The following is a 12,245-nucleotide window of genomic DNA, read 5'->3' as shown; positions in this document are numbered from 1 at the left end:
TTTTTCTATCTTTCTTTGCATTTGTATCTAGTTAGTGAGATAATACAAGTTTGATTAGATTTCTATTTTTGGGGGCTTGCAACATGGGACGGTATCCATTTGAGTATGATCATTCACAGCCATTCATGCAGCAGGTTTCTGACTGGATTGCTGATTTATTTTATGAAGTTTTACCCGAAGCAGGGTTTGAAGTACGCGATGAGCAGATTTACATGGCGTTTCAACTCGAGCGGGCTTTTGCTGAGAAACAAACCATTTTTGCAGAAGCGGGTGTAGGTACAGGGAAGACACTTGTCTACTTGTTGTATGCGATTTGTTATTCGCGACTAACGAAGAAACCGGCCATCATCGCGTGTGCGGATGAATCGTTAATTGAGCAATTGGTCAAGCCAGGCGGCGATGTTGATAAATTAATGCGGCATTTGGATCTTGTGATTGATGCTCGTCTTGCCAAATCACCTGATCAGTATCTGTGTCTTCAGAAGCTGGATGAAGCTCGTTTTGGACACGAAGATTTAAGCTTATACCGGGAGCTACATGCTGGTTTGCCTGACTTCGTCCACACGCGGGAAGCTCTTCAATCTTTTTATGCCTATGGGGATCGTAAAGACTACCCGGATCTGAATGATGCACAGTGGGAACGTGTTAGTTGGGATGCTTATCAGGATTGTTTTGTCTGTGATAAACGACACCGCTGCGGTCAAACCTTGTCACGGGAGTCCTACCGGAAATCGGCGGATCTGATTATTTGTTCCCATGATTTCTATATGGAGCATGTTTGGACGTATGAGGGACGGAAGCGGGAAGGACAGCTGCCGCTATTGCCGGATCACTGCTCGGTAGTTTTCGATGAAGGACATTTGATGGAGTCGGCTGCGCAAAAAGCATTGACTTACAAGCTAAAGCATACCGTTTTTGAAGAATTAGTGGTTCGTTTGTTAAAAGGGGAAGTGCGCGAGACACTAGCAGTCTGTATTGATCAGGCGATTGAGCAAAGTGAACGGATGTTCGAAGTTCTCGAGAGCTGTTGTCAACCGATTGTGGGCTCGGATCGCAAGCAGATTGTGATGAATGATCGATTGCTGCGCGAAATTCACCGTTTATGTGATATTTTATCACAGATCGAAGAGGAGCTTGTCTTCGAAAGTGAGATGTTCACTTTGAATGACTATCAGCTCAAAATTGTCGAAGAGCATTTGGAAATGATGCAGAAGGCGCTGGCCTTGTTCCGCCATGATCAAGCTTTCATCTGTTGGGCAACGGAAAGTATAACGGGTCTGAGTTTGGTGATCATGCCAAGAACGGTGAAAGAAGTGCTGAGAGAGCAAGTGTTTTCTGCCAAAATGCCAATCGTTTTCTCCTCCGCTACGTTGTCCGTTGAGGGAACCTTTGATTATGTTGCGGATAGCTTGGGACTGGACAAGTATTTATCGTTCTCCGTGGATTCACCATATGATTATGCAGAACGAATGGAAGTGTTAGCTCCAACATGGACTTCTAGCGGGACTTTCCAGGAAAAAATGGAGATAGCCATAAAACTGCTGCAAAGAACGGAAGGACGGGCGTTAATTCTATTCCCGACCCACGAAGAGCTGCGCAGGTTTAAGCTGGAGATTCAGAAACGGAGCGAGTGCGAGAAGCTGCGGTTTTTATTCGAAGGAGATCAAGAAATCAGCCATCTCATCGCTTCTTTCCAAGGAGACGAGCATAGCGTGCTTGCAGCGGTAAGCTTATGGGAAGGACTTGATGTGCCAGGTCCTTCCTTATCGAACGTCATTATCTGGGCGCTTCCGTTTCCACCGCAAGATCCTGTTTTCATGGCGAAAAGGGAAGCAGCCACTAATCCTTTCGAGGAAGTGGACATTCCCTACATGCTGTTAAGGCTGAGACAAGGGATCGGCCGCTTAATCCGAACGCGGGAAGATAGTGGGATTATCGCTATCTTAAGCGAAGAGATTCACACGAATGACGCGCTTCGTGAGCATATTGTTGGTGTACTGCCTTCAGGAGTAGCGCTGAAATTTAGTCTGTAAGGCTGCCTGTTTAAGTGAACCAAATGTCGCGAAATCGTACCCACCCGAGAGAATCGAACGAAATGCCGCGTATGGACGGGTGGTAGGCGGTTTTGAGATGTTTCCGATATAGAAAAAGCAAACTGTAACGCTGCTTGAGCTGTGATTCTAACTGCTCAAGCAGCGTTTTTCTGCGTAGGGGCTCGATTTCAAAACGCAACAGCTGCAGGCAGTCATCGAGCAAAGACTTGACCTCAGGCGCCGCATGCTGCTGCATACTACTGTACATATCATAAAGCCGCAGTTCGCGGTGCTCATCCATCATGATGGCGAAAAGAACCAGATCAGCTGTCATGCGCAGCTCGCCATTGAACTGCTCCGCAGGAATGAGCATGATTTGGAGCTTGATGCCGGATTTCGCGTACATTTTCTGCAACAGAAGCGCATCCTGCTCGTATTGCGGAATCGTAGCGAGCATCAAAGTCTCTCCTTGATAACCTGCAGCGTGGAGCAACTGCTCGAATGTTGCTGATGGAAAAGAAGAAAGGGGAGCATTAGCATTCTCCTTAGCATGCACATCTTCTTCACCAACTGATTTCGGGAAAAATGAACGGGCCACTTCGATCACATCACCAGAAAGCTGCTCTAATAAATAAGCTTGATCTAATGCTTGGCTAAGAGCTTTGCGGATGAGTGGATTTCGTAAAGGACCTTCTTTCCTCTCATTAACCGTCATGAATTTCGTTGTCATACCCGATTGCCTCACCTGCTGCCAGCGCTGGGCATCCATGTCCGAAATTCGCACATTGTGCATGACTTGGAAAGGCTGCTTAGGATCGGAGTCAGACAGATGTTCATGCTCTGGCAGCGTCCACACTTCGACACGATCCAAGAAGCCTCTGCCTTGAAAGTACGCAGGAAATGCCTCCAGAATCCAAATGCCATGCTCGTGTCCCACTAAGCGAAAAGGACCCGTCCCGATAGGGTTCGTGCCCATCCAACCTCCGGCTGCTTCACACGCGTCTTCAGGAACAATCGCAGCGCGATTCGTGCTCAAGAATCCCAAAAACAATTCATTACGTTCTACGAGTTGGATGACAACTGTCGTGTTACTCGGGCAGGAAATATGCTTTATTCCCGCATATGCCCAGCTGTACAGCCCGCGCGGCGCTAAGCGCTGCAGTCTTTCGAGCGCATATTTGACGTCGCTAGCGGACATTTCGCGTCCATGATGAAAACGCACTCCTTTTCGGAGATAAAACGTCCAAACGTTTCTCGTTTCATCGACCTCCCATGCATGCGCCAAATGAGGCACGATGTGCTCACCCTTCGAGTCCATCCGAACGAGACCATCGAAGAGCTGGTTCACTAGATGGGATTCCCCAGCATAATGGATCGCAGCAGGGTCTAACGCGTGAATGGTTTGGGTCAGTGGGAAGCGCAGCACATCAGATCGCCGATCACCCTGCAGCTCGGAACGAAACCCGAATTGGCCGGACAACCATTCTTGAAACTGCTCTCTCAAGTGAGTGGGATGATCGGTTGTTTGCAGCAGCTCAAGAGCAGATTGCAGGTCTTGCTTGGCCACGAATTGTTTGGCTTCTTCCAGAAGCAATTGTTCTTTGCGCATATGAAAAATGAGGGTCGAGCGATTGCCGCGGCCTTTCTTGGGCTGCCAAGTGAGCCACTGCTCTTGCTGCATCCGTTTGAGGAGAAGCACCATGTTGCGGTGTGTACAGTCTACCTCCGCCGCAAGCTCTTCGAGCGTTGTCTCCAGTGGAGCCTCTTCATGGAGATGTGGAAAGGCATCCCGAAGTGTCAAATAATGCTTGCGAATTTTCATCAAAAGGCCTCCGTCATAAAATATGAAATTACTGAAATTAAACTTACACTTTTTGTTCTTGTTTTAAAGGTTACAATAAAAGGCAGGAATTATCAATTCCTTGCAATTCCATATCATTATGATTAAAGGAGAGAAAGTTCAATGAGAGATCCAGCTCCATGGCAAAGAAAATATAGCTACATGTTAGCGTACGCTTGTTTATTCGGACTGCTGGTGCAATATTTATTTATTGGCCGTCCAGCGGGTATTTCTGTATGTCTAAGCGTTGCCGGCTTCTATGGACTTTATTTTTATTCAATAAAAGGCAGATTAGGCGGATTTGAGCCGTGGAAAGGGCAAAGTACTGCCGGTTGGCTGCTGATGGTGCCGGTTACTTTGTTGGCGATGACCTATGCTTTGTTCGCAAACAGCTTTTTTCACTCTCTAAATATAATTGCTCTCCCGCTTTGTATCGTGATGCAGACGGTTGTGTTATCGAGGAATAGCAAACATGCCTGGTACCATGCTACATTCCTGCAAGACATGGTTAGGCACGTTATCAGCAGTCCGATTACTTATCTCCCTGTACCCTTCGGGATGGTCAAAGCATGGCTGCCAAACCGCGATAACCAAAAAGATTCGACTTGGGGGAAAGTTGTCAAAGTATTGGCTGGTCTTTTGCTGGCAGCGCCTATCTTGTTTATCGTTATCGGATTGTTAGCTTCTGCTGATCGGATCTTCTTATCTTGGATTGCGGAAGTTCCAGCTTGGTTCACTGGCGTGTCCATTGGGGAAGGGATAGGCCGAATCATTCTGGCAGTTGCCATTACCCTGTACACTTTTTGTTATATGTGGGGACTACTTTTCCCAAAAGTCATCGAAGCATCGCACCCATTTGACAGTACGGAAAATGAAACAGCTGCTGCTACTGCTGACGTGGTACGCAACAAACCCTTGCTTGATCCAATAACAGCAGGAACACTGCTTGTATGTGTGAATGTAGTTTATGTGTTGTTCGCGATCATCCAGTTTTCGTATTTATTCGGAGCCGCAGATGGCCTATTGCCATCAGGTGTCGCATATGCGGAATATGCTCGCAGAGGTTTTGCGGAGCTGGTTGTTGTCGCTCTTATCAATGTATCGCTGCTGTTTCCTGGTTTACATTGGATTCGCTCAAGCAGTCCATTAGGTGAAATGATTCGAAAAACTCTGCTAACTTTACTGGTAGCTTGTACAATAGTCATGCTAATTTCTGCTTATGGAAGGCTTTCGCTCTATGAAGAGGCTTATGGATTTACACAAACGAGACTGCTCGTGCATGGGTTCATGATCTTCCTTGGCATTTTGTTTATCCTTGCCTTTTTCCGGATTTGGGTGGAAAAGATGTCGATGTCCAGAGCTTACATAACGACTGCCATACTAGCGTATTTAGTGATGAATTACATGAATCTCGACCACCGGATTGCCATTAACAACATGGAGCGTTATGAAAAAACAGGAGTCATCGACCTGGATTATTTAGGTAATCTCTCAACGGATGTGGTTCCCGCTTTGAGGGATTTGCAGGTTAAGCATCCCGAGCTAAGTTCGGTTCAGCAAACCATAGATCGTGTGATGGGTGATCAAAGGGGCAAAACTTGGCCATCCTGGAATTTATCCAGCTATCGGGCGAAAAGGTAGGGAAATCGGTTTTTTTGGCGAATATAGACGAGAAATAAACATGGCAGGAGGTTGCCAGTGGGGAACCATAACGAAGTGCCAGGTCTAATACGACGTGTCAGAGAGGGAGATTCGATTGCTTTCGAATTGCTGCTCAGCGCGTATCGTTCAGCTGCCTTGTCATGGGCGCAAGCCATCGTTCGCGATGCGTTTCTTGCAGAAGATGTGGTGCAGGAAGCTTTTCTCAAAGTAAAAGACAATATACATGACCTGAAAGACGAAGAGAGATTCGGAGCTTGGTTCCGGGTTATGGTTCGCCGGATCGCGATGAATTCGATTCGTGGAGCTGCGAACCGGAGCGAATACATAACGGAGGAAATCCCAGAATCGAGTTGGGGAGAGCACAGCGGAAGCGAAGAGATTAGTCCACGAGCCTGGCAGGAGCGGGAAGAAGGCGAAGACCTGATTCGCAGTTCCATGCGCCCGCTTTCCGAGCAGGCACGTGAGGTTTTAAGCGCCAGCGCTTTTGATGAAGCGACCACGGAAGAACTTGCTGCCCGCTTCGGGATGAAGCAAAGCAATATCTATAATTTATTGTCTCGCGCGCGGGTGAAAGCGAATGAAGAGCGTTTCCGCAAGGAAATCGAGCGTTATCTGGAGGGACGGATAAGCAGTGGTCTGACAGTCAACAGAACGCTTCCTCCTCCAGTGTTTTCTCGGCCTTATGCGTTTCTGTCGGTTATGATCGGTGAAGCGCTTCGGACTGTAGGAGAGGAGAACCTTTCTCATACGGAGCTGATGGGAATCTCGGGTGATGCATTCCGTTTGAATGTAGCGAAAAGCAGTCACTCCCAAGGGTTCTCAACCTTTGACTGGAGTTACACCGCATATCGAATTCTTGAACGGTTAGGCATCCGCGGGACGTGCTTTGGGCGGCCTCAGCGAAAAACACTAACGCCGGAACAGCAAGTTCATATCTTATCCATCCTACATGGTTCTATCGATCAGGGTGTCCCCGCCATTATTTTGAATATGCAAAGTAGTGAGTTTGGATTTATTCATGGCTACAATGACAGTGAGCAGAAAATCTTGTATCTAGGTTATGACCGAGAGGAACACTCTGTTCGATATGACCAATTGGGACGAAAGGCTGATCAACCGCCGCTGTTCGTGCTAGGCATCCGCGGTAGAGTCGCACCTCCTCAGACAGAGGATGCTGCGCTCCGAGCGATAATAGAGCATGCAAGAGGGAAAGAACCTCCCTTGGATGGCTATGCTTTCGGTCTTGATGGTTACCGCCTCTGGCTGGAGGCTGTAGAAGATGGTTCACTTGATCTGCATGGACATGCCTATCAAGTTGCAATTCTAGCCGAAGCTCGGCAGCATGCGGCTCATTATTTGCAGAAGCTGTCGGAAAGCAGCAGCAATGTTTGGCGCAAGCAGCGTCTTGCTGAGGCGGGACTATGCTATACGCGAGTCAGCCAAGCCTTCACTCGCTTATACCCGAGCTTTCCCTTTGGTTACGGAGGCAGTCATGCAGGTCGAATGAGCAAGATTAGGGAAGAGCTGATGCTAGCGTGGGAGGCCGAAAAAGAAGGCATCCGCTTCATAGCAACTCTTTTTGAATGAATGTGATAGAAATGATGCAGCCGCTGTGTCTATACGTTGAACAATCAATTAAGGAGGAAATCGACTATGTCCCATCCGATTAACGCTTTTATGCCAGCTGTATTTGTTCCCGTTCAAGATCTAAAACGCTCCATTGAATGGTACGCGAAATTATTTCAGCGACCCATTGTTCCTCAACCGGATCAGGACACCCATGGTATTTATATTTTTGTTTTGGAGGACACTGAAATTATTCTAGACAAGAATACTTGGGGATCTCCGCCGACGGTTATGTTCGATACCGATGATATCCATGCTGCGCATCAATTTTGTAAGACTAAACCTCACACGGTCTTGACGGATGTTTTCCAAGATGAGTATATTTCAGTTTTCAATATGAACTCTCATATGGTTTGCAAAGCGAATCGTGATTTAGGTTTAACGGCGACAAGGCCTGCGAATGCTTTTCTGCGAAAAATTAGCCGCATCCTGGTGCATACCGATGATATCGATGATACGAAGGCATGGTATGAAGTTTTTGTTGGGAAAAGCGCAGGTTCAGACCCTAGGTTCAGTGATTTGCCGGCGATACCAATGGATCGAGGTGCTCATTTGCTTATTGATGATAACCGGTTAAGCCAGTCCTCAAGCAGATACTTTGAGCAGCTCCAGGTAGAAACACGCACCAATCCGATTATGATCATGGAGTCGCCGGATTTGGAAGCGGCCCTTGATCATGTCCGTTCTGTAGACGGCATTGTTAGGGAGGGGATTGAAAAGCGAATGGGTGTTACTTGTTTCCAATTTCAAGATCCGGACGGCAATGGATATCTGGTTGTGGAAGAAGCGGACAAAACAGCACAATAAGAGATGAAGCGGCGAGATGGCATATGGTGTCCAGCGATGTGAGTTTGGTAAAATTTGTTCAAACAGAGCAAGGAAGGGTTGAACATATGCCATTTTTATCATTGACGAGTTGGAGTTTGCACCGACTGTTAGGTCCATTGCGGTGGACACGCTGGGATGAATCGACACTTACACAAATCACGGCTCAGCAGGAGCAACCGGAACATCTTACGCTTCTTGAGCTTCCAGCTGTGCTAGCCAACAAAGGGTTTGCCTCTTTGGAAGTTTGCCATTTTCATTTTCCAGATACCAGTTCGCAGTATCTTAGTGCCTTGAAACAATCGTTTCAATCAGCAAATCTACGCTTATATACACTGTTACTCGAGTATGGGGATGTTTCTAGCGCTGATGAGGATCGCAGAGCCTCGGACATCGCATGGATCAAAGGATGGATTGATATTGCCGCGCTTGCGGGAGCAGAGCGAGTTCGGGTCATTGCAGGCGATGCGGAACCTTCAGATGTCCAAGCCTTAGCGCGTTCGGCTGATGCTTTACGAGAGTTAGGCGAGTACGCCAGCTCACGCGGTGTTAGGGTGGTTACGGAAAATTTCCATTCGCTGACTTCAGTAGCGGGTAATTGCCTTGCCTTATTGCAAAAATGCGAGGATGTCCTTGGATTCACTTCCGATTATGGCAATTTCAAAGGAAGTGATAAATTCGAATCGCTAGCCCAAACGATTCCATTCAGCGAATCCATCCATGCTAAAGCGCAAACGGATGCAGCAGGATTTCCGGATGAAGATGAGTTCATCCGCTGCATGGAGATTGCGAAGCAAGCAGGGTACGAAGGTCCGATTACTGTTGTCTATGACGGACCCGGCGACATGTGGGAAGGGATTGAGCGTGTTCGGAAGCTTGTCGCTCCGTATGTCACTTCATCATGAATGCGCAGCAGCCTACTGTATGACTTCCAGAAGTAGAGCGGAGCCGCAAAGTGGATACTCCATGAAGGATTGAGAAACGGCTGGAATTACCTGCAAAACATACAGTGAAATCAGCCGCTCAGTCTGAATTACTAACATTACCTGCATTTTGTGCAGGTAAATGCTATACAAACCGCCGAAACGGCTGATTTCCTCAACATTACCTGTACATTTTACAGGAAAACAGGTAAATCACGCGGTTTGGAGCGAATTAGCTGCACTTTTTGCAGCAGTTTCACCAAAGATGGCAAATGTGAGACTATCGGTGTAATTTGGATTAAAAAAAGGAACGGAGGCTTTGCCTCCAGTTCCTTTTTTTAATCCGTAATGTTATTCATATAGTAGGCGATAATATCTTTGCGGCGAATAATGCCCAGGAAAATTTGTTTGTCATCGACGACGGGAACAAAATTCTGATCGGCTGCTTTGGCCAGCATATCCTCCATATAAGCATCGATGGAGACACATTCGTTGCGAATATGCTTTTTAATACTGCTAACAGGGATCTCATCCATGTTGTCGAAGGTAACGCCTGGTTTATTTTTGAGCGTCCACAGGAGGTCACCTTCGGAAAGTGTTCCAACGTATTTTCCGCCTTCATCAACGATGGGAAGTGCTGTATAATAGTGCTGCTCTAATTGGTCCATTGCTTCCTTCATGGAAGAGGATGACTTAATAAAGGCTACTTTGTCTTTCGGAAAAAGAAATGAGGCAGTTTTCATGGTCGTAATTACCTTTCAGGGAATTTTCAAAACATGATACATCCATTAAACCATACTTTTGGCCAAATGGCCTTGAAAGATCTTTCCATAATCGAGAGAGACTTCATTATCATATACCCAAATCACTACAATTACTAACCGTATCCTACAAATTGTATCAAAAAAAATTAATAGAGAAAAGATTGTCATCTACGTATATACTTGTCTTATGGGAAACTATGCTAAATTGAACTACTAGGAGGAGTATGTCAACATGTTGAAAATTGCAATTGCCGGAACGGGATGGTTTGCCGATAAGCATGCAAGCTTGATAGCTGCTAGGGAGGATGCGCAAGTTGTTGCTTTTCTGGGTACTTCGCTACCCAAGGCAGAGAAGCTCGCGCAGAAATTTGCTGGCGCGCAAGCTTTTGACGATATCGAGCAAATGCTGGATACGGTTAAACCAGACGCAGTATACATAAGTGTACCACCTATGGCGCATGGTATGATTGAAGATGCAATTGTAGCACGAAATATCCCATTCCTGATTGAAAAACCGATTGGGTTGGACATGGAAACTGTGAATCGCATCCAATCTCAGGTGACAAACAAGAATATTATCACCTCTGTTGGCTATCATATCCGTTATACGGACACTGTACAAAAGGCCAAAGAACTGCTGGAAACCCGCAAAGTCGGTATGGCAGTTGGCAGCTGGCTAGGAGATATGCCAGGCGTTCCATGGTGGCGTAAGCAAAATGGCTCTGGCGGTCAATTTATCGAACAAACGACACACATTGTGGATTTGGTTCGCTATTTGGTTGGCGAGGTGGAGGAAGTATATGCGGTTTATGCGCAGCGCCATATGCACACGAAGCATGACGGCGTTGAAGTAGCTGATGTCGGAGCTGTGACTCTAAAGCTCGCAGGTGGAGCAGTTGCGTCCATCACGAATACGTGTATGCTGCCTTTCGGTCACCGGTCGGGCTTAGAACTGTTTACAGATAAAGGCGTTTTGGAAATTCAACAAAGTCGGTACTTAAAGAATCATGAAGGTACACAAACAACGGAGTATAAGAACCTCCTCAATCCATACGAAATCGAGACGGATGCCTTCTTGCATGCGATCAAAACGGGGGATCGGTCACGAATTTTGACAGATTACGCCGACGCGGCTGTTACGCTGCGCATTACCTTAGCAGCATTAGAGTCTTCTATAAGCGGGATGCCCGTTAAATTACGATAATAATAAGAATGAGAACAAACATCGCGAAGTGGCGGTGTTTTTTTCATGTATGCGTAATTTCATAGCCTGTCAGGTATAAGCCTTCAGCGTGACGTGTATATATAAAACATGTTGTTGGAAGTGGTTACAACTTGTCCAAAGAAGAAGCAAATCACCGATCTTATCCTCGGCCAAACATGCAGGAGTAGCTATCATGTCGAAGGAGGCGGTCATATGGAACTGTCCTTAACGGATGAACAGAATATGATTCGTGCTATGGTGCGGGATTTTGCCAAAAACGAAATTGAACCTACGGCTGCTCAAAGGGATGAAGAAGAACGATTCGATCGTACCTTGTTCGATAAAATGGGAGAGCTTGGCCTGACGGGCATTCCGTGGCCTGAAGCGTATGGGGGGATCGGTTCCGACTTCTTGACGTATGCCATTGTCGTCGAGGAACTCTCGAAGGCATGCGCTTCTACTGGCGTGATGCTTTCTGTGCATACCTCCCTAGTTTCTTGGGCGATCTCCAAGTACGGGACGGAAGCGCAGAAAATAACATTCTTGCGGCCGTTGGCCCAAGGGAAGAAGCTAGGTGCATACAGCTTGACAGAAAGCGGCTCCGGCTCTGATGCGGGAGCAATGAAAACAACGGCTATCAGGGACGGAGACCACTATGTGATCAATGGTTCCAAACTTTTTGTCACAAATGGTGGTGAAGCGGACCTTTATATCGTTTTTGCCATGACGGATCAACTGAACAAGAAGCGCGGGTGCAGCGCATTCCTCGTGGAGAAAGGGTCCGAGGGTTTTATTTTCGGCCACAAGGAGAAAAAACTGGGCATTCGCTCTTCGCCAACACTCGAGCTGCGATTTGAGAATTGCCGCGTACCTGCGGGTCATTTGCTAGGCGAGGAGGGCGAGGGCTTCCGGATTGCCATGCGAAGTCTGGACGGCGGGCGAATCGGCATAGCCGCGCAAGCGCTTGGAATCGCGCAGGCGGCGATGGAGGCTTCCATTGCCTATGCGAAGCAGCGCAAGCAGTTCGGCAAGCCGATCGGTGCGCAGCAGGCAATTGCTTTTAAACTTGCTGATATGGCGACCAAGATTGAAGCGGCAAGACTGCTGACATATCAAGCAGCGTGGAAGGAAAGCAAAGGCTTGCCGTATGGGAAGGAGGCTGCCATAGCGAAGCTTTTTGCCAGTGATACGGCTGTAGCTGTCAGTATTGAAGCTGTGCAAATTTTCGGAGGATATGGGTACACGAAAGATTATCCGGTAGAGCGCTATATGCGCGACGCGAAGGTCACACAAATCTATGAAGGGACGAATGAAATTCAGCGAATTGTGATTTCCCGCATGCTGCTTGCCGACTAGACGCGGCAGGAA

General features: G+C 47.2%; 9 protein-coding genes. 7 read left to right on the top strand and 2 right to left on the bottom strand.

All coding sequences use genetic code 11. The features are described 5' to 3' along the window. Positions 1-83 precede the first annotated feature (83 nt). A complete protein-coding gene (locus AC58VC_RS20920; protein ID WP_497370908.1) occupies positions 84-2,033 on the top strand; it encodes an ATP-dependent DNA helicase in 1,950 nt (649 codons plus the stop codon). Positions 2,034-2,043: 10 nt separating this feature from the next. Here AC58VC_RS20920 and AC58VC_RS20915 read toward each other — a convergent pair whose 3' ends face one another. Further along, positions 2,044-3,855, bottom strand: coding sequence for an ABC transporter substrate-binding protein (locus tag AC58VC_RS20915; protein ID WP_497370906.1), 1,812 nt, complete (start codon positions 3,853-3,855; stop codon positions 2,044-2,046). Between the two features lie 141 nt (positions 3,856-3,996). Here AC58VC_RS20915 and AC58VC_RS20910 point away from each other — a divergent pair, with 141 nt between their 5' ends. The 4 genes from AC58VC_RS20910 to AC58VC_RS20895 all read left to right on the top strand — a co-directional run bounded on the left by AC58VC_RS20910 (position 3,997) and on the right by AC58VC_RS20895 (position 8,891). Continuing rightward, positions 3,997-5,514, top strand: a complete 1,518-nt coding sequence (locus AC58VC_RS20910) for a DUF4153 domain-containing protein (RefSeq protein WP_497370904.1) — start codon at positions 3,997-3,999, stop codon at positions 5,512-5,514. Between the two features lie 57 nt (positions 5,515-5,571). After that, positions 5,572-7,122, top strand: coding sequence for an RNA polymerase sigma factor (locus tag AC58VC_RS20905; protein WP_497370902.1), 1,551 nt, complete (start codon positions 5,572-5,574; stop codon positions 7,120-7,122). 66 nt (positions 7,123-7,188) lie between these two features. Then, positions 7,189-7,968, top strand: a complete 780-nt coding sequence (locus tag AC58VC_RS20900) for a VOC family protein (protein WP_497370900.1) — start codon at positions 7,189-7,191, stop codon at positions 7,966-7,968. An 86-nt stretch (positions 7,969-8,054) separates the two neighbouring features. Next, positions 8,055-8,891: a sugar phosphate isomerase/epimerase family protein gene (locus AC58VC_RS20895; RefSeq protein ID WP_497370898.1), complete on the top strand. Its 837-nt coding sequence runs from the start codon at positions 8,055-8,057 to the stop codon at positions 8,889-8,891. Positions 8,892-9,247: 356 nt separating this feature from the next. Here the strand turns inward: AC58VC_RS20895 and AC58VC_RS20890 are convergent, their stop codons facing one another. Further along, complete coding sequence (locus tag AC58VC_RS20890; protein WP_497370896.1) at positions 9,248-9,652, bottom strand: CBS domain-containing protein; 405 nt, start codon at positions 9,650-9,652, stop codon at positions 9,248-9,250. A 253-nt stretch (positions 9,653-9,905) separates the two neighbouring features. Between AC58VC_RS20890 and AC58VC_RS20885 the strand changes: the two genes are divergently transcribed. Beyond that, positions 9,906-10,877: a Gfo/Idh/MocA family protein gene (locus tag AC58VC_RS20885; RefSeq protein WP_497370894.1), complete on the top strand. Its 972-nt coding sequence runs from the start codon at positions 9,906-9,908 to the stop codon at positions 10,875-10,877. A 213-nt stretch (positions 10,878-11,090) separates the two neighbouring features. Continuing rightward, positions 11,091-12,233 (top strand): acyl-CoA dehydrogenase, encoded by a 1,143-nt coding sequence (locus AC58VC_RS20880; protein WP_497370892.1) that lies wholly within the window; start codon positions 11,091-11,093, stop codon positions 12,231-12,233. The last annotated feature ends 12 nt before the right edge of the window (positions 12,234-12,245 follow it).

The sequence above is a fragment of the Paenibacillus sp. J22R67 genome, from assembly GCF_059692175.1.
Note: the sequence above shows the minus strand (reverse complement) of the source record. Positions and strands in the feature narration are given on the sequence as shown.

Excerpts from the sequence above, each read along its gene's own strand:
- AC58VC_RS20915 (WP_497370906.1), bottom strand. The coding sequence starts at position 3,855 with ATGAAAATTCGCAAGCATTATTTGACACTTCGGGATGCCTTTCCACAT.
- AC58VC_RS20890 (WP_497370896.1), bottom strand. The coding sequence starts at position 9,652 with ATGAAAACTGCCTCATTTCTTTTTCCGAAAGACAAAGTAGCCTTTATT.
- AC58VC_RS20880 (WP_497370892.1), top strand. The coding sequence starts at position 11,091 with ATGGAACTGTCCTTAACGGATGAACAGAATATGATTCGTGCTATGGTG.
- AC58VC_RS20895 (WP_497370898.1), top strand. The coding sequence starts at position 8,055 with ATGCCATTTTTATCATTGACGAGTTGGAGTTTGCACCGACTGTTAGGT.
- AC58VC_RS20885 (WP_497370894.1), top strand. The coding sequence starts at position 9,906 with ATGTTGAAAATTGCAATTGCCGGAACGGGATGGTTTGCCGATAAGCAT.
- AC58VC_RS20900 (WP_497370900.1), top strand. The coding sequence starts at position 7,189 with ATGTCCCATCCGATTAACGCTTTTATGCCAGCTGTATTTGTTCCCGTT.
- AC58VC_RS20920 (WP_497370908.1), top strand. The coding sequence starts at position 84 with ATGGGACGGTATCCATTTGAGTATGATCATTCACAGCCATTCATGCAG.
- AC58VC_RS20910 (WP_497370904.1), top strand. The coding sequence starts at position 3,997 with ATGAGAGATCCAGCTCCATGGCAAAGAAAATATAGCTACATGTTAGCG.